General features: G+C 52.4%; 20 protein-coding genes. 7 read left to right on the plus strand and 13 right to left on the minus strand.

The window, feature by feature from the left end:
* Window positions 1–11: 11 nt before the first annotated feature.
* From asr to msrP, 4 genes are all read right to left on the minus strand, one after another.
* On the minus strand, window positions 12–407 hold the full coding sequence (gene asr / locus FDW87_RS10960) for an acid resistance repetitive basic protein Asr (RefSeq protein ID WP_137379738.1): 396 nt from the start codon (window positions 405–407) through the stop codon (window positions 12–14).
* A gap of 137 nt (window positions 408–544) precedes the next feature.
* The gene (locus FDW87_RS10965; RefSeq protein ID WP_016156460.1) at window positions 545–2,032 is read right to left on the minus strand and encodes a carboxypeptidase M32; all 1,488 of its coding nucleotides are present in this window, start codon (window positions 2,030–2,032) and stop codon (window positions 545–547) included.
* Between the two features lie 46 nt (window positions 2,033–2,078).
* Window positions 2,079–2,705 carry a protein-methionine-sulfoxide reductase heme-binding subunit MsrQ gene (gene msrQ / locus FDW87_RS10970; RefSeq protein WP_019076758.1) on the minus strand — a complete coding sequence of 209 codons (627 nt, stop codon included), beginning with the start codon at window positions 2,703–2,705 and terminating at the stop codon, window positions 2,079–2,081.
* A complete protein-coding gene (gene msrP / locus FDW87_RS10975) occupies window positions 2,706–3,710 on the minus strand; it encodes a protein-methionine-sulfoxide reductase catalytic subunit MsrP (protein ID WP_019076759.1) in 1,005 nt (334 codons plus the stop codon).
* Between the two features lie 189 nt (window positions 3,711–3,899).
* On the opposite strand from msrP, the gene FDW87_RS10980 reads away from it, so the two are divergent.
* From FDW87_RS10980 to FDW87_RS10990, 3 genes are all read left to right on the plus strand, one after another.
* On the plus strand, window positions 3,900–4,622 hold the full coding sequence (locus FDW87_RS10980; protein ID WP_046276324.1) for a response regulator transcription factor: 723 nt from the start codon (window positions 3,900–3,902) through the stop codon (window positions 4,620–4,622).
* A complete protein-coding gene (locus FDW87_RS10985; RefSeq protein WP_049268643.1) occupies window positions 4,619–6,109 on the plus strand; it encodes an ATP-binding protein in 1,491 nt (496 codons plus the stop codon). Before FDW87_RS10980 ends, FDW87_RS10985 begins: the two co-directional genes overlap by 4 nt.
* A gap of 152 nt (window positions 6,110–6,261) precedes the next feature.
* Complete coding sequence (locus tag FDW87_RS10990) at window positions 6,262–6,948, plus strand: CPBP family intramembrane glutamic endopeptidase (protein WP_137379739.1); 687 nt, start codon at window positions 6,262–6,264, stop codon at window positions 6,946–6,948.
* Between the two features lie 33 nt (window positions 6,949–6,981).
* Here the strand turns inward: FDW87_RS10990 and FDW87_RS10995 are convergent, their stop codons facing one another.
* Entirely contained in the window at window positions 6,982–8,235 is a 1,254-nt protein-coding gene (locus FDW87_RS10995; protein WP_016156466.1) for an MFS transporter, read from the minus strand.
* A 107-nt stretch (window positions 8,236–8,342) separates the two neighbouring features.
* Between FDW87_RS10995 and FDW87_RS11000 the strand changes: the two genes are divergently transcribed.
* The 3 genes from FDW87_RS11000 (at window position 8,343) to bioD (ending at window position 11,411) form a co-directional block, all read left to right on the plus strand.
* A complete protein-coding gene (locus FDW87_RS11000) occupies window positions 8,343–9,251 on the plus strand; it encodes a LysR family transcriptional regulator (protein ID WP_016153044.1) in 909 nt (302 codons plus the stop codon).
* 118 nt (window positions 9,252–9,369) lie between these two features.
* Complete coding sequence (gene mlc / locus FDW87_RS11005) at window positions 9,370–10,590, plus strand: sugar metabolism global transcriptional regulator Mlc (protein WP_016153045.1); 1,221 nt, start codon at window positions 9,370–9,372, stop codon at window positions 10,588–10,590.
* Between the two features lie 125 nt (window positions 10,591–10,715).
* The gene (bioD, locus tag FDW87_RS11010; protein WP_016153046.1) at window positions 10,716–11,411 is read left to right on the plus strand and encodes a dethiobiotin synthase; all 696 of its coding nucleotides are present in this window, start codon (window positions 10,716–10,718) and stop codon (window positions 11,409–11,411) included.
* Here bioD and clcB read toward each other — a convergent pair.
* From clcB to FDW87_RS11040, 6 genes are all read right to left on the minus strand, one after another.
* Window positions 11,367–12,656 (minus strand): voltage-gated ClC-type chloride channel ClcB, encoded by a 1,290-nt coding sequence (gene clcB, locus FDW87_RS11015; protein WP_137379740.1) that lies wholly within the window; start codon window positions 12,654–12,656, stop codon window positions 11,367–11,369. The two genes, bioD and clcB, sit on opposite strands and share 45 nt — an antisense overlap.
* A 119-nt stretch (window positions 12,657–12,775) precedes the next feature.
* On the minus strand, window positions 12,776–13,390 hold the full coding sequence (gene dmsD / locus FDW87_RS11020; protein WP_016156468.1) for a Tat proofreading chaperone DmsD: 615 nt from the start codon (window positions 13,388–13,390) through the stop codon (window positions 12,776–12,778).
* A 42-nt stretch (window positions 13,391–13,432) separates the two neighbouring features.
* Window positions 13,433–14,287 carry a dimethyl sulfoxide reductase anchor subunit family protein gene (locus FDW87_RS11025; protein WP_016156469.1) on the minus strand — a complete coding sequence of 285 codons (855 nt, stop codon included), beginning with the start codon at window positions 14,285–14,287 and terminating at the stop codon, window positions 13,433–13,435.
* A 1-nt stretch (window position 14,288) separates the two neighbouring features.
* Window positions 14,289–14,906 carry a DMSO/selenate family reductase complex B subunit gene (locus FDW87_RS11030; RefSeq protein WP_047417533.1) on the minus strand — a complete coding sequence of 206 codons (618 nt, stop codon included), beginning with the start codon at window positions 14,904–14,906 and terminating at the stop codon, window positions 14,289–14,291.
* 10 nt (window positions 14,907–14,916) lie between these two features.
* Window positions 14,917–17,355, minus strand: coding sequence for a selenate/tellurate reductase subunit YnfE (gene ynfE / locus FDW87_RS11035; protein ID WP_137379741.1), 2,439 nt, complete (start codon window positions 17,353–17,355; stop codon window positions 14,917–14,919).
* A 148-nt stretch (window positions 17,356–17,503) separates the two neighbouring features.
* Window positions 17,504–17,812, minus strand: a complete 309-nt coding sequence (locus FDW87_RS11040) for a DUF1161 domain-containing protein (RefSeq protein ID WP_085951053.1) — start codon at window positions 17,810–17,812, stop codon at window positions 17,504–17,506.
* A gap of 102 nt (window positions 17,813–17,914) precedes the next feature.
* Here FDW87_RS11040 and FDW87_RS11045 point away from each other — a divergent pair, with 102 nt between their 5' ends.
* Entirely contained in the window at window positions 17,915–18,625 is a 711-nt protein-coding gene (locus tag FDW87_RS11045) for a YnfC family lipoprotein (RefSeq protein ID WP_080858812.1), read from the plus strand.
* A 7-nt stretch (window positions 18,626–18,632) separates the two neighbouring features.
* Here the strand turns inward: FDW87_RS11045 and speG are convergent, their stop codons facing one another.
* Window positions 18,633–19,193 carry a spermidine N1-acetyltransferase gene (gene speG, locus FDW87_RS11050; RefSeq protein WP_006684613.1) on the minus strand — a complete coding sequence of 187 codons (561 nt, stop codon included), beginning with the start codon at window positions 19,191–19,193 and terminating at the stop codon, window positions 18,633–18,635.
* Between the two features lie 35 nt (window positions 19,194–19,228).
* Window positions 19,229–19,570 carry a DUF1283 family protein gene (locus FDW87_RS11055; protein WP_075848238.1) on the minus strand — a complete coding sequence of 114 codons (342 nt, stop codon included), beginning with the start codon at window positions 19,568–19,570 and terminating at the stop codon, window positions 19,229–19,231.
* Window positions 19,571–19,687 lie beyond the last annotated feature (117 nt).

Consider the following 19,687-nt stretch of genomic DNA (forward strand, 5'->3'; position numbering starts at 1 on the left):
CTACAAATGTGTTATGCAGCTGGCTGAGCAGCGGGTTTAGCGGTGTCGTGTTTTACGGCTTTTTTGGTGTGTTTTTTAGCTGCCTGAGCTTTCTGCTCTGGTGCTTTTTGTTCTGCAGCGGGTTTGGTCGCTGCTTTTTTGGTGTGTTTTTTAGCAGCCTGAGCTTTCTGCTCTGGCGCTTTCTGTTCTACAGCCGGTTTTGTGGTGGATTTTTTAGCGTGTTTCTTGGCAACCTGCGCTTTCTGCGGCGCTGCTTTGTGCTGTTTTTTATGATGAGTGGTTTTTGCCGGAGCTGCTTTGGTGGTTGCAGCAGCAGCCGGAGCGGTGGTAGCAGTTGTTTCAGCAGCAAATGCAGCAGAAGACAGACCCATAGCAGCGGCAACAACCAGAGCTAATACTTTTTTCATTCTCATACCCTCGATTTGGTTTTTCATTCAACCCCACTGCGGGGCCGTTGAAATAACTATATCGCTGTAATCACAGGGCTTCCGTGAGTCATTGGTTTCGGCGTGTAACGATATGTACAATGACTCACGGTATGAGATTACAAATAGCGGGCTTCCAGATGAGCGCGGAAATAACGGCTGCTGAGCGGCTCTCCGGTGGCCTGGGTAATAAGCTGTTCAGTGGTGAAACGGCTGCCATGCTGCCAGATATTCTGACGTAACCAGTCAAACAGGGCACCAAACTCACCTTGCGCAATAGACTGCTCTAAATCAGGCAATGCGCGCTTAGCGGCACTGAATAACTGCGCCGCATACATGGCGCCTAAAGTATAAGAAGGGAAGTAGCCAAAGCCGCCATCGGTCCAGTGAATATCCTGCATACAACCGTTACGATAGTTGCCGATGGTTGACAGCCCCAGCCAGGACTGCATTTTCTCATTCCACAATGCCGGGATATCATCCACTTCAATATCGCCATTAATGAGCGCGCGTTCGATTTCATAACGCAGGATAACGTGAGCAGGATAGCTCACCTCGTCGGCATCAACACGGATAAAACCGGGTTTAACCTGCTGGTTCCAGGCGATGAAATTGCTTTCTTCAAACGCAGCCTGATCGCCAAAGTGGCGCGTCACAGCAGGAATTAACCGCGTCAGAAATGCTTTACTGCGCCCCAGTTGCATCTCAAAGAACAGACTCTGGGACTCATGAATAGCGGTTGAGCGTGCCAGTGCGATAGGTTGCCCTGACCAACTGTGCGGCAGATTTTGCTCGTAGCGGGCGTGACCGGTTTCATGGATCACGCCAAACAGCGCGCTAAGTAATTCGTTTTCATCATAGCGGGTGGTGATACGCACATCTTCAGGTACGCCACCACAGAAGGGGTGCGCACTGATATCCAGTCGACCAGCCGTAAAATCGAATCCCAACTGCGCCATCGTTTCAAGGCCCAACTCTCGCTGGATTGCGGTTGGGAAAGGACCAACCGGGGCGATGAGCGACTGCTGAGACTGCTTTGCCACCACTTTGTTGAGCAGATCCGGTAGCCAGCTTTTAACGTCTGCAAACAGGACATCCAATTGGGCACTGGTCATCCCTGGTTCGAATATGTCCAGTAGCGCGTCATAAGGCGAACAGCCTGTGGCTTCGGCACGCAGCCGGGCTTCTTCACGGCTGTGTTTCACGACCTCTTTCAGGTTTTCGGAAAATCCCTCCCAGTCATTGGCTGGTCGCTGGCTGCGCCAGGCATGCTCGCAGCGGCTACCCGCGAGTGATTTCGCTTCTACCAACGATTCAGGTAGTAAGGATGCCTGATGATGCAGTCGCGACATTTCGCGCAGGTTGGCCTGCTCAACATCGTTAAGGTCCTCCTGTTGGGCTGCGGCGATCCACGTTGCCACTTTCGGGTCGGTTAGCAGCTGGTGCTCAAGCACGCTCAGCTCGGCCAGTGCTTCGCCGCGAGCTTTGCTGCCGCCAGATGGCATCATGGTAAACATGTCCCAACTGGCGATTGCCGAGAGGTGGGAGAAGCGAGAGAGCCGCTGGAACGTGCGGGTGAGCTGATGGTAATTATCATTGTTACTCATTTTTTGTTCTCGTTCTGTTTAGGTGTGGTGAGAAGTTTACCGTGATTCATTCACTTTTCATAAACACACCTTTGTACCCGACTTTGCGTAACAGCTTTTTATAGCGAAAAGCCAGTAGCACGAGAAAACAGAGGGCATAAATAATGGGGAGCGGTGATAACACTTTTACCGACCACAGATAATGCAGCGGAAGCAAAACGGCCGCCAGGTATACGTAGTTGTGCAATGTTTGCCAGCGTTTGCCCATTTTACGTTGCGCGGCTTGCGTGGAGGTCAGCGTCAGCAGAAATAAGATTATCCAACCAGTCATGCCCAACGTTAGCCATGGGCGTGAAACCAGTTCACGTCCCAATAATCCCAGATTTTGTATACCCAACTCCAGCAGCGCATAGCTGGTCATATGCAGCGTGGCCCATGCAAAACACCATAACCCTAATAATCGACGGGTGCGATACAACAACGGCTGCTTTGCGTAGCGGGCAAGCGGTGACACCAGCAGGGTAGCAAGCAGAAACTTCAGCGCGGTGATGCCCGTAAAGTGCTGGATATCTTTACCCGGGTCGGCCCCCAACTCACCATGCTGCGCGGCCCAGAAGAGCCATAGGAGGGGTAATAAACCGGCGAGATGCAGCAGTACTTTCAGGCCGGTTATCTGTTTTGCGGTTAACCTCACTTAAAAATACTCCCGTAGATCCATGCCCTGATATAAAGAAGCCACCTCATCGGCATAACCATTAAAAGGCAAAGTGGGCTGTCGCTGAACATCGAGAATGCCACCCGAACCGATAAAACGCTCAGTGGCCTGAGACCAGCGGGGGTGATCGACTTGCGGATTGACGTTGGCGTAAAAACCGTATTCGTTAGGTGCCGACATATTCCAGGTCGTCGGCGGCTGTTCACGCGTCAGCTTAATACTGACTATCGATTTAATGCCCTTGAAGCCGTACTTCCAGGGTACGGTCAGGCGTATTGGCGCTCCGTTTTGCGGCGGCAACGCTTTGCCATACACGCCCACGGTCAGAAGGGTAAGCGGGTGCATGGCCTCATCCAGACGTAAACCTTCAACATAGGGATACTTCAACCCGCCACCAATGAAGCGATCTTTCTGGCCGGGCATTTCATCAGGCGCGTAGCGTGTTTCAAAGGCGACGTATTTGGCGTGGCTGGTGGGCTCAACCAGCGCCAATAATTTATGCAAAGGAAAGCCGACCCACGGTACAACCATCGACCACGCCTCAACGCAGCGCATCCGGTAAATACGCTCTTCTAATGGAAAACGAGTCGTCAGCGCATCATGATCCAACGTTAAAGGTTTGTTCACTTCACCGCTGATGGTTAACGTCCAGGGATCGGTTTTCAGGCTACCTGCATTCGCGGCAGGATCGGCTTTATCCAGACCAAATTCGTAGAAATTGTTGTAGCCCGTGACCTTGTCTTCCGGCGTCAAGGGCAGATTGTTTTGCCAGATCTCGGGTTTTGTGAACTCGAGCGGTTTGCCCGCTGGTGCAGACGGGCGATCGTTGCCTTTAAACCAATTCAGCAGACCGGCCTGTGTCGGGGAAGAGAACGAAGCCGCCGCCGCGCCTATCCCAAGAGCTTTGAGGATCTGTCGTCGTTGCATAAAAAAAACGGACTCGGCGGTAACATCAGCTTCCCGAAGTGGATGTTTTTTCTGCATAACTTTTCCTTTTTATTTTCATGTTAAGGAAAACAAATCGACGTTTCCCTGTTGATGCCTGACCTATCTATAACGACATACTGGACGCATGCGTATCCCTGATTCCTCACGAAAAGTTAAAAATTTTGTGATAACTTCCGCCCCTTGCCTGAGGTAAGCTTTCAGCATGACGAGAGGGGGATGACACTGATGGCAGGCGCAAAAAAGATATTTTTGGTGGAAGATGACAGCGATATTGCCTCACTTTTGCAACTTAGCCTGAAGGATGAGGGGTACGAAATTATTCATGAGGCTGATGGGGCACGAGCGGTCGAGCGACTGGAGAAGCACGTCTGGGATGCCGTTATCCTCGATTTAATGCTGCCGGGGGTGGACGGTCTGGAAATTTGTCGTCGCATTCGGCAAATGAGTTTCTATCTACCTGTCATTATTATCAGCGCTCGCACCAGTGAAACTCACCGCGTACTGGGGCTGGAAATGGGCGCTGATGATTATTTAGCCAAACCTTTCTCGGTGCTGGAATTGATGGCCCGGGTGAAGGCGTTGTTTCGCCGTCAGGAGGCGATGAGTCAGAACCTGCGTATGGAGGCGGGGATTATCACCGTCCATGGTGTGGAGATTGATCCATTAGCCCGGGAAGTCCGCCTGCAGGGTAAATCCCTCGATTTAACGCCGCGTGAATTCGATCTGCTCTATTTTTTCGCCCGCCATCCCGGCGAGGTCTTTTCGCGTCAGGCGTTGTTAGACCAGGTGTGGGGCTACCAGCACGAAGGATATGAGCATACGGTGAACAGTCATATTAATCGCCTGCGCACTAAAATTGAAAAAGATGCTGCGGAGCCGGAAATTATTCTTACCGTTTGGGGACGGGGCTATAAGCTTGCTGCGGTTAACGCGGAGCATCAACCATGATTTATCGATTGTCGCTGAGCCAGCGTCTGACCCTGGTCTTTACCGCTATTATGTTGATTTGCGCGGTTGCGGTCAGCGTTGTCCAGATCCGCAGCAGTAAACAGTATGGCGACGCCATGGTGCAAAGGCTCTCGCTGGAATTGGCGAGCAAGATTGTCAAAAGTGAGTCGCTTATTGATGCCAGCGGGCAGGTTAATCGGCAGACCTTAAAAGGACTGTTCAATCACCTGATGACGCTAAACCCAAGCGTGGAGCTGTATCTGGTTTCACCGTCAGGCGAGATACTTGCTGATGCCGCTCCGCCTGGGCATATTCAGCGCCAGAACATTAGCGTACAGCCGATTCAGGTTTTCCTTAATTCGGACGAGTTGCCCGTCTATGGCAATGATCCGCGCAGCAGCCTGCAAAAGGTATTCAGCGCCGCGCCAGTTTTATTTAACGGCAAGCTGCATGGCTATTTATACATTATTCTCCAGGGCGAAGATCTCAATATATTGGCGAATGCCGCCTGGCAAAAAACGCTTTGGAACACCGTGACCGGGACGTTAATACTGGTTTTATTAGCCGGTGCAATCGCGGGGTACCTGGTGTGGAGATGGGTGACGAATCCGGTGAAAAGGCTGACCGGTCAGGTGGTTAATCTGGAGCAGGACAGCATTAGCGTCATCAAACAGTTGGCGCAGAAAAAGCCCGATTTAGCTCCGGCGAATGAAATTGCGTTGCTGAACAATGCATTTATCGAGTTAGCACAGAAAATTGCCCACCAATGGGATTTATTAGCTGACAGCGATCGTCAGCGCAGAGAGTTTATCGCCAATATTTCGCACGATTTACGTACGCCGCTCACTTCACTGCTGGGGTATCTGGAAATGCTGTCGCTGAAAGCCGATACGATGACGCCGGAGGAAAACCGGCATTATCTAAGCATTGCACTGCGCCAGGGGCATAAGGTTCGCCATCTGTCACAACAGCTTTTTGAGCTGGCGAGACTTGAGCATGGCGGCATAAAACCACAGCGTGAACGTTTTGCTATTGGCGAGCTGATCCAGGATGTGGCACAGAAATTTGATCTACCCGTTGCCACGCGTCATTTGCAGTTGCACCTTGACGTAATTGGTCCGTTACCGCTGGTGAATGCCGATTTATCGATGATGGAAAGAATCGTCACGAATTTGCTGGATAACGCTATCCGTCATACGCCTGACGGGGGCGAAGTGTGGCTAAAAGTCTGGCGTGATGAAGACCGCTTGTTAGCAGAAGTGCAGGACAGCGGGCCTGGCGTCGAAGAGGCTGTTCGCGAAGTATTATTTCAGCGCCCGACGGCGTTACTACCCCGTGAGCAGCGGGCTGAGCGTGGTGGTCTGGGCTTACTGATCGTGCGCAGAATGCTCGAACTGCATGGGGGAGATATCCGCCTGATTAATTCAACGGCAGGGGCCTGTTTCCGTTTTTCGTTGCCGCTGGCGGATTCCCCACTGAGTAGCTGATGAGAATGTTCCGCTGAAAAGAGTCTGTAACGCTATACGCGTTGTAAACCGTGGGCATTGCGTAAAAGTTGGTAGGTTGCCAGTGATAATGAGAATTTTTATCATATATTGATAATTCATCAAGTTATCTTTGATAAGCGCAAGGAGATCGTATGTCACTGGATGCCGACAACCTGTATATCGTCAGGACCCAAGCGGTTGCTGGCTGTTTTACCATGTTTTTGCTGATGTTTGGCCTCACGTTTCTTCCGTTGTTTTTCCCCGCCAGCCAGGTTCTGCTTGCCAAAGGGCTACTTTTTCCGCTGCTGTTTGCGCTGGAATTTGTTGTGCTGGTCCCGCTGTATTACTTCTTCTTCAGAAAAAGAGAGGGGCTGGGAAAGGGAATTTTCAACGCCAGATGGTTTGCCATTTTGTTCGTGGCGCTGCTGTTTATTCAGCTTATCCTGCCATGGTTTCTGGGCCTCAGACAAACCGAAGCGTGGGTGACCAGCCAGATATCCCTAAACAGCTACGCGCTGTGGTTATCCACTCTGACCCTGATATTTATTGCGCCAGTGTATGAAGAGATTGTTTTCAGGGGCTGTTTATTCAATGCATTCCAGTATTGGTTCAATAATAAAACCTGGCTGTCGTCGGTGGTGGTATCGGTCATTTTTGCCATCATGCATACCCAGTATGTGGATCTGCGCACGTTGCTGATGCTGTTTCTTGTGTCGCAGGTTTTGATCATCGCCAGAATGAAAAGCAACGGCCTGCTGATGCCGGTTATACTCCATATAGCGATGAACGGGACGGTTATAGCCCTGCAAATGGGGGCTCAGACGTTACAGCATGGTTGATGAAGGCGATGCCCGGAACCCGGGCATCGTGGATTATACGTGCAGACGATGGTGCAGACGTGCACCGACCAGCAACGCCAGCACCAGCATCAGGGCGATAAATCCGCCCACGCCGTTCCAGCCGTAGCTGTGCCAGAATACGCCACCCAGCGTACCGGCAATACTGGAACCCAGATAATAGCTGAACAGATACAGGGAAGATGCCTGGCCTTTAGCGCGTTTTGCCCGTGGTCCAATCCAACTGCTTGCCACAGAGTGCGCAGCAAAGAACCCGGCTGAAAAGAGCAGCATCCCGGCGAAGATCAGCCACAGCGACGTGAACAGGGTCATCAACAGTCCAATCAGCATCACGCCGGTTGAAAAGAGCATTACCGGACCACGTCCATAGCGGGTGGTCATCGACCCCGCTTTCGGTGAGCTCCAGGTCCCGGTCAGATAGGCCACGGACAACAGACCGACAACCGCCTGGCTGAGTTCCCACGGCGAGAGCATCAGACGGTAGCCGATGTAATTAAACAGCGTGACAAACGACCCCATCAGTAAAAAACCTTCCGCAAACAGCAGCGGCAACCCTTTGTCGCGCCAGTGCAAACGAAAGTTGATAAACAGCGTTTTCGGTCGCAGCGACGTTGGTCTGAAATGACGAGATTCCGGCAAGATTTTCCAGAACATCAGCGCGGAGGCGAGGGCAAAACAACCGATCGCCGCCAGCGCGATACGCCAGTTAAAAAAGTCGGTAAACACGCCGCTTATTAAACGGCCACTCATACCACCAATCGAGTTACCGCTGATATATAAGCCCATTGAGAAGGCGACGAAGCTGGGATGTATTTCCTCGCTCAGATAGGTCATTCCCACTGCCGCCACGCCGCTGAGCGAAAGACCTATCAGCGCACGCATGATTAAAATACCGTGCCAGCTGGTCATCATCGTCGAAAGCAACGTACAACAGGACGCGAGCAGTAGGGCGGTAACCATCACCGGCTTGCGGCCTATCGCATCGGAAAGTGGACCGGTAAACAGTAAACCGATCGCGAGCATCGCCGTTGAGATGGAAAGCGAAATACTGCTGCTGGCGGGAGAGACCCCAAACTCGTGCGAGAGCACTGGCAGTATGGGTTGCACGCAATAGAGGAGAGCAAATGTCGCCAGTCCGGCCGAAAACAGCGCCAGCGTGACGCGCATAAATGGGGATGTTCCGCGTTTGATAAAACTATCCGGCGGGGTAACTCTCTGTTCATCAACATTGCTTGTCGGCGCGGTATCGACAGTTGTTGTACGGCTCACTTGAAATCCTTGCTCAATCAATTACCTCTACATGACTAGCTTTAAGAGTATGAAAATCGCATTATTCTGTCTAATATATTAATAATCTCAAATGATATTTTAAAAATATGAATATCGAGCTGCGTCATTTACGTTACTTTGTAGCGGTTGCCGAAGAATTGCATTTTGGCCGGGCGGCGGCACGGCTGAATATTTCGCAACCGCCGCTGAGCCAGCAAATCCAGATCCTCGAGCAGCAGGTCGGCGCCCGACTTCTGGCGCGCACTAACCGCAGCGTGGCGCTGACCTCAGCCGGAAAGCAGTTTCTGGCAGACAGTCGGCAGATCCTGGGGCTGGTTAATGAGGCCGCTGCCAGGGCTGAGCGTCTGCATCTGGGTGAAGCGGGGGAATTGCGTATCGGCTTTACGTCATCGGCACCGTTTATCAAAGCGGTTTCAGATACGTTATCCCTCTTTCGCCAGAGCTACCCCGCTGTACATATGCAAACCCGTGAAATGAACACGCGCGAGCAAATTGCCCCGCTCAATGAAGGAACGCTGGATTTGGGACTTCTGCGCAACACGCAGCTTCCGGAAACGCTGGAGCGTGAAATCATTCTGCATGAGCCGCTGATGGCGATGATCCCGCGCGCGCATCCGCTGGCGCAAAAGCCGGTGGTCACATTGGCGGAGTTGGCCAATGAGCCATTTGTCTTTTTTGATCCGCATGTGGGGACGGGGTTGTATGACGATATTCTTGGCCTCATGCGTCGCTATGGACTGAAGCCGACTATCACTCAGGAGGTTGGCGAGGCGATGACTATCATCGGGCTGGTGGCCGCAGGATTAGGCGTTTCCATTCTTCCCGCTTCCTTTAAACGGGTGCAATTGTATGAAATGTGTTGGATCCCGATAGCGGAAGAAGATGCCGTTTCGGAAATGTGGCTAGTGTGGCCAAAACATCATGAGCAAAGTCACGCCGCGCAACGCTTTCGCGAGCAACTGTTGGCGGCCGTTCAGGCGATTAATTTAGTTTAAAAATGGGCGAAAATGTGCAGTAAATCACAAGGCTAAGTAAAAAGTTGACGGAAGCCATTGAAGTGCTTCACCATAGCCCGCAGATTATTTCGGAGCGCGAAAATAAAGGGAGTAAGTGGTGGTTGCTGATAGTCAGCCTGGGCATATCGATCAAATTAAGCAGACCAATGCGGGCGCGGTTTATCGCCTGATTGATCAGCTGGGTCCGGTATCGCGTATTGATCTCTCTCGCCTGGCACAATTGGCGCCTGCCAGTATTACTAAAATTGTCCGCGAAATGCTCGAAGCGCACCTGGTGCAAGAGTTGGAAATCAAGGAAGCGGGCAGCCGTGGACGTCCGGCCGTTGGGCTGGTTGTGGAAACGGAAGCCTGGCACTATTTATCCATTCGTATCAGTCGCGGCGAGATCTTTCTGGCGCTGCGCGATCTGAGCAGCAAACTGGTGGTTGAAGATTGTCTTGAAATGGCGCTGGTCAGTGAAACACCATTGCTGGAACGCGTTATTACCCAGGTCGATCAGTTTTTCATCCGCCACCAGCAAAAGCTGGAGCGCTTAACCTCCATCGCCATTACCTTACCCGGCATTATTGATACTGAAAACGGTATCGTTCATCGCATGCCATTCTACGACGATGTCAAAGAGATGCCGCTGGGTGAAGCGCTTGAAAATCATACCGGCGTGCCGGTCTATATTCAGCATGATATCAGCGCCTGGACTATGGCCGAGGCGCTTTTTGGCGCATCGCGCGGCGCACGCGACGTCATTCAGGTGGTGATCGATCATAACGTGGGGGCCGGAGTAATCACCGACGGTCATCTACTGCATGCCGGCAGCAGTAGCCTGGTGGAAATTGGTCATACCCAGGTGGACCCCTACGGCAAACGCTGCTATTGCGGCAACCATGGTTGCCTGGAAACGATCGCCAGCGTCGACAGCGTGCTCGAACTGGCACAGGTACGCTTGAAGCAGTCAATGAGTTCTTCTCTACACGGGCAACCGTTAACGGTAGACGCGCTGTGTCTGGCGGCGATGCAGGGGGATTTATTGGCGAAAGATATCATTAGCGGCGTCGGGACCCATGTCGGACGGATTCTGGCCATCATGGTGAATTTGTTCAACCCGCAAAAGATATTGATTGGTTCTCCGCTCAGTAAAGCGGCGGATATTTTGTTTCCCACTATTGCTGACAGCATTCGTCAGCAAGCGCTCCCGGCCTACAGTCAGCATATTGTCGTCGAAAGTACGCAGTTCACCAATCAAGGGACGATGGCAGGGGCGGCGCTCGTGAAGGACGCGATGTATAACGGTTCTTTGTTGATTCGTCTATTACAGGGTTAACATTTTTTAACTGTTGTACGAAAAATTGCGCTATCTCAAGCCGATTCTCGTCGTCATACCTTAGACTTTCTCCACTGTATTATTTTCCTGACTTATATTTTCAAAGCATAACGGTGGAGTTAGTGATGCTGAAGCGTTTCTTTATTACAGGTACAGACACTTCTGTTGGGAAGACCGTGGTTTCCCGCGCATTACTACAAGCGTTAGCGTCAGGGGGTAAAAGCGTTGCGGGCTACAAACCCGTGGCCAAAGGAAGCAAAGAGACACCTGAAGGTCTGCGCAACAAAGATGCGCTGGTGCTGCAAAGCGTGTCCACTATCGAATTGCCCTACGAGGCGGTCAACCCGATAGCGTTGAGTGAGGATGAAAGCAGCGTAGCGCATAGTGGTCCGGTCAATTACACCCTGTTATCCAACGGCCTCGCAAGCCTCAGCGAAAAAGTGGATCACGTTGTCGTTGAAGGCACCGGAGGCTGGCGGAGCCTGATGAACGATCTGCGTCCGTTATCTGAATGGGTGGTGCAGGAACAACTGCCGGTGCTGATGGTGGTGGGTATCCAGGAAGGCTGTATTAATCATGCCATCCTCACCGCACAGGCGATTGCCAGCGACGGACTGCCTTTGATTGGCTGGGTCGCGAACCGAATCAACCCGGGGCTAGCGCATTATGCGGAAATCATTGATGTGCTGGGCAAAAAATTACCCGCACCGCTGATCGGTGAACTGCCTTATCTGCCTCGCGCAGAGCAACGCGAGCTGTCTCAGTACATCCGTCTGTCAATGCTCGGCAGCGTGTTGTCGGTAGATAGAGTCCTGGCGTAACGTTCGCGACAGCACAGACGCCACCACACAGGCAATCAGCAATCCGGGGAGCAGACGATACTCCCCGGTCATTTCACAAACCATCAGTGTCGACATTATTGGCGCATGCGTGGTCGCTGCCAGCAGCGTGGCCATCCCTGTTAATCCCAGCAGAATGGCAATCTCATCCGGACCCGGAAGCCATAATCCCCACACTCGTCCCAGCAGCATACCCACCGAAAGACCGACAAACAGCGTTGGCGTAAACACACCGCCAGGCGCACCGGAACCACTGCTGGCAAGCACCGCCAGTAATTTGCAGATGAAGATCCCGCTCACCACGGCCAGTAGCGGTGGGGAGAGCAAATATGACTGCGCCACGCTGTAGCCATTACCCCAGACCGCAGGCGTGAGCAATGACAGCAGGCCAACGATCAGCCCGCCGAGCGCCAGTTGCCACGGGGGCGAGAGTTTTAAGCGCAAAAAAACATTATGGCTGGTGGTCATCAACCACATGAATAGCGGTCCGCAAACGCCGGCAGCCAGACCGGTGCTGATGATCATGACGTATTCCAGCGCATGCAGTTCCCGTGTGAAGTGTACGGCATACAGCAGCGCATTGCTGTCGCTCAGCATATTGGTGGTGAGCAAGGCGACGACGGCGGATACCACCACCGGTCCCAGTGACGCGAGGATCAACGTGCCAAACAACACTTCAGCAATAAATAGACTGCCCGCCAGTGGGGCATGATACGCTCCGGCCATACCCGCAGCGGCTCCGCAGGCAATCCATAACTTCCATTCTGTGCGCGGGGTGAAGCGTTGAGCAAAGCTGGAGGCTGCCAGCGCTGCCAGTAAAATCATGGCACCTTCGCGCCCGATGGCACTCCCGCTGGAGACGACCAGTAACGAGGCCAGCGATTTCACCAGGCTTGCACTGACGTCAAATTGTCCGTTAGTTTGCAAGGCTTCCATGTAATCAGTGGGAGCCTGCGGGCGTAACCGGTTGAACGTTTGCCATCCCCAAAGCAGCACACCCGCCGCCAGCCCTCCTAACGCAGGTGTCAGCATGCGTCTTACAGGGGAAAGGTTTGTTGCCGCGTTGACCAGACTCCCTGTGTCATTGCTCAGGAACAACCATTCAAGAAGGAGCATGGCGTGGCGAAATCCTGCGACGGCCAACGCAGCAAGGATACCAATCACCGCAGCAATCAGCAGGCGGCGGAACATGGCGCGCAGGTCAGGATAAGCATGTAAATGATGCATGAGTGGCCAGACAGGAAATTTCAGACGCTTTATTTTGCGGCTATTTGGCAACAGAAGCAAAAGCTCAGCGTGCGCAACAGGATGCTACACAGGCAGGACACATCCTGCCTGTGGTGAAACTAACGAAAAAGTGGCTTATCGGCTATCGGGATCAGTAACTGCGACTGCCATTGCGCCAGCGTCAGACGGGCCAGCTCCCCCAGCGCCTGGTAAAACGGGTGATCAGCTTTTTCGATAAACACATCAAGGAAGCGGGATGACCACGGGAACAGATGCCAGGCCAGCAGCTGTTCGCACTCGATGTGGCGTTCATTTTCAGCAAGCCAGGCCGTCAGCAACAGCAGTGAACCAAAGTGATCTTCTGGCTCATTTTGCTGCATGGCAAACTGGATGCCGTTGTCCCGCATCCACTGACGAAGTGCCAGCGTAGAGTCGCCAAACAACACGTTTTCGCGATCCAGCCAGACAGATCCCCAGGGCGGAGAGGGTAGCGCATATGGACCGACAAACAGGCGTTGCCAGGCCTGCGGGAGAGGCTCATCGACCTCGGCTTGTAGCCGTGCTGCCAGCGGGAAAAGCATTGCCTGATCGAGCGGCCACTGCGCCTGCCAGCCATCGGCTCTTAACGCGCTGACTAATGCAGAGGCTTCCGCGCTATCTGGCGCATAGTAAAACAGTGCGCCGAGTACGCGCGCCGCGGTAGAAAAGTTGTCACCTTGCGAAAAATGGGTCATGCAAACAATCCTGAACAGTGCGGGTTGCCCCGCACCCGAAAGTTAACCTGCAACAGCCATTCCGACTGTCATATGTAAACCGTAAAACAATCCGCGGCCAATGATTTCACCGGCGAGGACTAACACTAAGCCCAGCGCCAGGCCGCCGACGGATGGTGCTTTACGACGGATCAGCGGGCATATCCAGCAGCCCAGACCGGCGGCCAGCAGAATGATGCGCCAGACCTGCAAGCTTCCGTAGTCGGGAACCAGCGCGCTGGCGGATTGTACCGAACTGTGGATCCCGCCGAGTGACAGTCCCTGCAGAACAATAACCGCCACGATCACCAGTAGGGCCAAAACGCTCACGTAGGCGAATCTGGCGGTGCCAGAGGAAACACCCGCAGCACGCAGTAGCAGGGCGGCAAACAGCGGTCCGCTCAGCAACATCGTCATAAAAAATGCCACCGTAGTGTAGCCGTTATACCAGGTCGGGACAGTGTCTATCTGGTAGACGCTGGTCATCGCCAGCACAAATACCAGACCCAGCAGCATGCCCACCAGCAGCCAGATTTTACCTAACACTGCGGGCATTTTACCGAGAAACGCCACCAGCCACCACAGGCCACCGACGGCGAAAAACAGTGAACCACTGGCGATTTCGTTACTCAGCGCAGATGCGCCAACTCTGTTCAGCGAGTTAAAGGCGCGCAGTGGCGAACCCAGGTGCATTACCGAGGCGAGAAAGGCGATGCCCATCACCAGCCACAGAAAAAACATGCTGCGCACGATACGTTGTTTTGCCACCTCGTCTTTAGCGGTCAGCCAGCCATAACCACTCACTATCAGCGCTCCGGCCACGCACTGGCCCAGCACCGTAAACAGGACCAGCGGCCATTCATGCCATCCATTGCCCATGTTACACCTCCTGCGGATTCGCCAGATAACCCGTGGTATCCCCGGTCGGGCGGCTATTGGCGTTGGGTTTGATCACAATGTTCGGTTTGGTGAAGTGCGCACCTGGCAGCGGAGCGACCGCCGCCAGTTCACCGTGCTTTTTGCGCAGCTCATCAATTGGACCAAAGTCCAGCGCGCGCAGCGGACAGGACTCGACGCAGATGGGCTTTTTGCCGTCGGCCACGCGGTCATGACAGCCATCGCACTTGGTCATATGACCTTTGGCGGCATTGTACTGCGGTGCGCCGTAAGGGCAGGCCATGTGGCAGTAGCGACAGCCTATGCATACGTCTTCATCCACCACCACAAAACCATCTTCACGCTTATGCATAGCGCCGCTGGGGCAAACCTTGGTGCAGGCCGGATCTTCGCAGTGGTTACAGGCAATGGAGAGGTAATAGGCGAAGACATTCTGTTGCCAGACGCCGTTATCTTCCAGCCAGTCGCCTCCAGCGTATTCGTAAATACGCCGGAAACTGACGTCGGGAGTGAGATCCTTGTAATCTTTGCAGGCCAGCTCGCAGGTTTTACACCCCGTGCAACGGCTGGAATCAATAAAAAATCCATACTGAGTTGTCATGGGTTAGTCCTTATGCCTTCTCGATCTCGACCAGGTTAGTATGCTGTGGGTTGCCTTTTGCCAGCGGCGACGGGCGCTGAGTTGTCAGCGTATTGACGCAGGCGCCATGGTCAATCTTATCGCCAGCCATATCGGCATCGTGCCATGCACCCTGGCCCATTGCGCTTACTCCGGGCAAAATTCGTGGCGTTACTTTTGCCGGGATACGCAGTTCACCGCGATCGTTAAAGACTCGCACCATATCGCCATTTGCAATCCCCCGTTTTTGGGCATCGACGGGATTGATCCATACTTCCTGACGACAGGATGCCTGGAGAACATCGATATTGCCGTAACTGGAGTGGGTGCGGGATTTGTAGTGGAAACCAAACATCTGCAGCGGGAATGAACTGCGTTTCGGATCATCCCAGCCTTCAAATGTGGAAGCATAAACGGGAAGCGGACTGATTACCTCGTCCTTTTGCAGTTCCCATGTACTGGCAATCTTCGCCAGTCGGCTGGAGTAAATTTCAATCTTGCCAGACGGTGTTTTGAGCGGGTTGGCCTGTGGATCCTCGCGGAATTTTCTATAGGCGACAAAGTGTCCGTTAGGATCTTTGCGTTTATAGATCCCCATTTTTTTCAGCTCGTCATAAGTCGGGAGCGCGGGGTCTTTAGCCAGCATTTTTGCATACAGATACTGAAGCCACTGCTCCTGTGTTCGGCCTTCAGTAAACCGTTGATAGACATCATCGCCAAGACGTTTTGCGACTTCACTCATTATCCAGTAGATCGGTTTGCGCTCGAACTTAGGCGACGTCGCGGGTTGAATAAAAATGAGGTAACCCATGTTGCCTGCATAATCGTTAGGAATGATGTCTTCTTGTTCGACGGTCATTAAATCAGGCAGCAGAATATCGGCATATTTGGCCGAAGAGGTCATGAAGTTTTCGATGACCACAATCATTTCGCATTTCGTGTCGTCCTGAAGGATCTCATGCGTTTTATTGATATCTGAGTGCTGATTGGTGATGGTGTTGCCCGCGTAGTTCCAGATAAATTTAATCGGCACGTCGAGCTTATCTTTCCCACGTACGCCATCGCGGGTAGCGGTCATTTCCGGGCCCCGGACGATTGCGTTGGTCCAGCTAAAGCAGGATATCTGGGTCTTAATGGGATTCTCTGGCAGCGGCATACGCTCAATCGTGATGGTGTAGGTTGATTCTCGTGCACCGCTATTGCCGCCGTTGATGCCAACGTTGCCAGTCAGGATCGGCAGCATCGCGATTGCGCGTGAGGTCAGCTCGCCGTTAGCCTGGCGTTGCGGACCCCAGCCCTGACAAATATATGCGGGTTTTGTACTGCCGATTTCCCGAGCCAGTTTGATAATGCGCTCGGCTGGGATCCCGGTAACATGTGAGGCCCACTGGGGAGTTTTAGCGATACCGTCATCACCGTTGCCCAAAATATAGGCTTTGTAGTGCCCATTAGCGGGTGCGTCGGCGGGCAGGGTTTTCTCGTCGTAACCGATGCAGTATGTATCCAGAAACGTCTGGTCAACGAGATCTTCGTGAATCAGGACCCAGGCGATTCCGGCTACTAATGCGGCATCGGTGCCTGGACGAATAGGGATCCATTCATCTTCACGACCCGCTGCGGTATCGGTATAACGCGGGTCGATGACGATCATCCGGGCATTAGAGCGCTCCCTGGCCTGTTCCAGGAAGTAAGTGATTCCACCTCCGCTCATACGCGTCTCGGCGGGATTATTGCCGAACATCACCACCAGCTTCGTGTTTTCGATATCGGAGGTGCTGTTGCCTTCGTTTGAACCATAGGTATAAGGCATTGCCGCCGCGATTTGTGCGGTACTGTAGGTGCCGTAATGACTCAGGAATCCGCCATAGCAGTTCATCAGGCGAGCGACCAGCGAGGCATAAGGGGAGGAGCGAGTAATGTTGCCGCCTACAATGCCAGAGGTGTAGTTGATATACACGGCCTCGTTACCGTATTTGTGCACGGTATTTTTCAAACTGGCACTGATGGTGTCCAGTGCTTCCTGCCAGGTTATACGCTCAAATTTACCTTCACCGCGTTTGCCTACGCGCTTCATGGGGTAATTCAGGCGATCCGGATGATTGATCCGTCGACGGATTGAGCGCCCACGCAAACAGGCGCGAACCTGGTGTTGACCATAAATATCGTCCCCGGTCGTATCGGACTCCACCCATACGACTTCATTATCTTTAACGTGGAGTTGCAGGGCACAACGGCTGCCGCAATTTACGGAACAAGCGCCCCAAACCACTTTTTCTTCAACGGGTTGTATCGCCTGCTGTACCGCTGCGGCGGCAGTGCGCATTCCGAAAGGTAACGACAACCCACCCGCGGCAAGCGCCAGTGAACCGATTGCCGAGGATTTCACTAACGTCCTGCGGCTAATGCCTCCATATTGCTCAGTTTTTGACATTACTCACCCCATTATAGTTATCGCTATATATTAATTTCTATAACGAAATTAATAGCATGCTAATAATGGTTTGAGTTTACCCACTTATGGGTATGTCATCTTAATGCATATCAAACTGGAGTGACCCTCCGCGCACGGAGGGCGTGATTTATTGCGGTTCGGCGACGTGCCCGTCCTGGGCAGGGGTGCTATTGGCAGGGGCGTTGCCACTGTTGGTTCGGGTATAGAGAATTTTGTGCGTATCGTTTGCACAATGTCCCACGACCAGTGAATCAGGCTGATCGGCCTGATCGTTGGGAACAATGTTCAGCGTAAAGCTAGATTCAGCAACGCCATTATTAATGATGCGCTGTTCGATATCACTTTTCACACGTTCACATGACGCCGGTGCCGCCAAAACCTGCGGGGACGCGACGGCCAGTAAGAGCGCGGCAATTCCTGTTATGTATTTCATCATCAGCTCCTTTATGATCGACCTGGACTAAGATTAGCATTTCTGGTGTAAATAACTGTATTTGCTAATATGATTGAGAATTATCTTCTTATCCCGGTGAAAAATGTGAAGAAAAAGATCTTATTAGGTTTCCTGTGCGTCGTGCTGGCCGGGTGTGATAACGCCAAAGGCCTGGATTCCTTTACGCCGGAAATGGCCAGTTTTTCCAATGAATTTGATTTCGATCCGCTGCGCGGGCCAGTAAAAGATTTCAGCCAGACGCTGCTTAATGACAAAGGTGTAGTCACCAAGCGCGTTGTCGGTACGCTCTCACAGGAAGGGTGCTTCGATACGCTTGAATTGCATGATATTGAAAGCAATACCGGCATGGCGCTGGTCCTTGATGCTAACTATTACCGGGACGCCAAAACGCTGGAAAAACGGATCCGCTTACAGGGTAAATGTCAGTTAGCAGAACTGCCTGCGGCGGGCGTGGTATGGGATACCGACGATAACGGTTTTGTCGTTTCCGCCACGGGAAAAGAGATGAAGGTGCAATATCGCTATGATGCGGAAGGTTACCCGCTGGGCAAAACCACCGTCAATAAGGACAATACCTTGCAGGTTGATGCCAAACCGTCGGTTGACCCCTTGAAGAAGCTGGATTACACCGCGGTAAGTCTGCTCAATAACCATCCGTTAGGTAATGTAAAACAAACGTGCAAGTATGATGACTATGCTAATCCGGTCAACTGCCAGCTTGTTATCGTTGACGAGAGCGTGAAGCCGGCAGTTGAACACCATTACTCGATTGAAAACACCATCGATTACTATTAGTCAGTCTTTATTGAGCGGTAGGTTGCAGCAGGTTGGGACCTGACGTTTTATGTTCTGCCAGATACTGCTGCTGGAAGATACACATGCGGATAGTGTTGCGGTATTGACCGTTGATAAAGAATTCATGAATCAGCTCGCCTTCGACCATAAAGCCGAGTTTACGGTAGATGTGGATGGCTTTTTCGTTCTCTTTATCAACGATCAGATACAGCTTATATAAGTTAAGTACGGTAAAGCCGTAATCCATCGCCAGCTTAGCAGCCCGGGAAGCCAAACCTTTGCCCTGATATTCCGGCGAAATAATGATCTGGAATTCTGCCCGGCGGTGCACATGGTTAATTTCAACCAGCTCCACCAGTCCGGCTTTTTCACCGTCGCATTCCACAACAAAGCGACGTTCGCTTTGGTCGTGAATATGCTTGTCATACAGATCTGACAGCTCAACAAATGCTTCGTAAGGTTCTTCAAACCAGTAACGCATTACGCTGGCGTTGTTATCAAGCTGATGGACAAATCGTAAATCTTCACGCTCCAGCGGGCGCAGCTTAACACTGAGGGCGCTAGTCATATCGTATCCTTTCAATATCTTTCAAAGTGCAATCATTATGGGGCAACGGTGCGGCCAGTGCGTCGGTCGAGGCAGCGCAGGGTGTTGGGCTCCCAGTACGCATTAATATTAGCGCTCTGTTCGCACTTATCACGGCTATCGAAAGCTGCGTCGGTTTTGTCCCACTCTTTCTCTACACGCTTGTTGACCTTCTGGCGTAACTGACGCGTATCGTTCCATTGTTCCTTTTCCATTGCTGCCTGTTGACGACTTTGCGCACTGTCCCCGGATTCAATGATCAATTTACTGGTTTCAGCAAATGCGGAAGAGGTGTACACAGCCGCAGCCAGCGTCAGCATAGCCGTCAGGCACAGGCGTTTGGTCAGTGTAATATTCATGGTGAATTCCTTTTATGGGAAAGGGAAAAAACAATAAAACAGGGCTAAATTCTACACTATTCTGGCTTGCGGGCATACCCACTCTGCGGTGATGGATACGCTAACGACATTCTGTCG

The organism is Citrobacter sp. wls826 (assembly GCF_005281245.1).
Taxonomy (GTDB): Bacteria; Pseudomonadota; Gammaproteobacteria; order Enterobacterales; family Enterobacteriaceae; genus Citrobacter; species Citrobacter braakii.

What these genes read in the sequence shown, in the direction of transcription:
- asr (WP_137379738.1), bottom strand. Translation starts at nt 407, where the DNA reads ATGAAAAAAGTATTAGCTCTGGTTGTTGCCGCTGCTATGGGTCTGTCT.
- FDW87_RS10965 (WP_016156460.1), bottom strand. Translation starts at nt 2,032, where the DNA reads ATGAGTAACAATGATAATTACCATCAGCTCACCCGCACGTTCCAGCGG.
- msrP (WP_019076759.1), bottom strand. Translation starts at nt 3,710, where the DNA reads ATGCAGAAAAAACATCCACTTCGGGAAGCTGATGTTACCGCCGAGTCC.
- FDW87_RS10980 (WP_046276324.1), top strand. Translation starts at nt 3,900, where the DNA reads ATGGCAGGCGCAAAAAAGATATTTTTGGTGGAAGATGACAGCGATATT.
- FDW87_RS10985 (WP_049268643.1), top strand. Translation starts at nt 4,619, where the DNA reads ATGATTTATCGATTGTCGCTGAGCCAGCGTCTGACCCTGGTCTTTACC.
- FDW87_RS10990 (WP_137379739.1), top strand. Translation starts at nt 6,262, where the DNA reads ATGTCACTGGATGCCGACAACCTGTATATCGTCAGGACCCAAGCGGTT.
- FDW87_RS11000 (WP_016153044.1), top strand. Translation starts at nt 8,343, where the DNA reads ATGAATATCGAGCTGCGTCATTTACGTTACTTTGTAGCGGTTGCCGAA.
- bioD (WP_016153046.1), top strand. Translation starts at nt 10,716, where the DNA reads ATGCTGAAGCGTTTCTTTATTACAGGTACAGACACTTCTGTTGGGAAG.
- clcB (WP_137379740.1), bottom strand. Translation starts at nt 12,656, where the DNA reads ATGCATCATTTACATGCTTATCCTGACCTGCGCGCCATGTTCCGCCGC.
- dmsD (WP_016156468.1), bottom strand. Translation starts at nt 13,390, where the DNA reads ATGACCCATTTTTCGCAAGGTGACAACTTTTCTACCGCGGCGCGCGTA.
- FDW87_RS11025 (WP_016156469.1), bottom strand. Translation starts at nt 14,287, where the DNA reads ATGGGCAATGGATGGCATGAATGGCCGCTGGTCCTGTTTACGGTGCTG.
- FDW87_RS11030 (WP_047417533.1), bottom strand. Translation starts at nt 14,906, where the DNA reads ATGACAACTCAGTATGGATTTTTTATTGATTCCAGCCGTTGCACGGGG.
- ynfE (WP_137379741.1), bottom strand. Translation starts at nt 17,355, where the DNA reads ATGTCAAAAACTGAGCAATATGGAGGCATTAGCCGCAGGACGTTAGTG.
- FDW87_RS11040 (WP_085951053.1), bottom strand. Translation starts at nt 17,812, where the DNA reads ATGATGAAATACATAACAGGAATTGCCGCGCTCTTACTGGCCGTCGCG.
- speG (WP_006684613.1), bottom strand. Translation starts at nt 19,193, where the DNA reads ATGACTAGCGCCCTCAGTGTTAAGCTGCGCCCGCTGGAGCGTGAAGAT.
- FDW87_RS11055 (WP_075848238.1), bottom strand. Translation starts at nt 19,570, where the DNA reads ATGAATATTACACTGACCAAACGCCTGTGCCTGACGGCTATGCTGACG.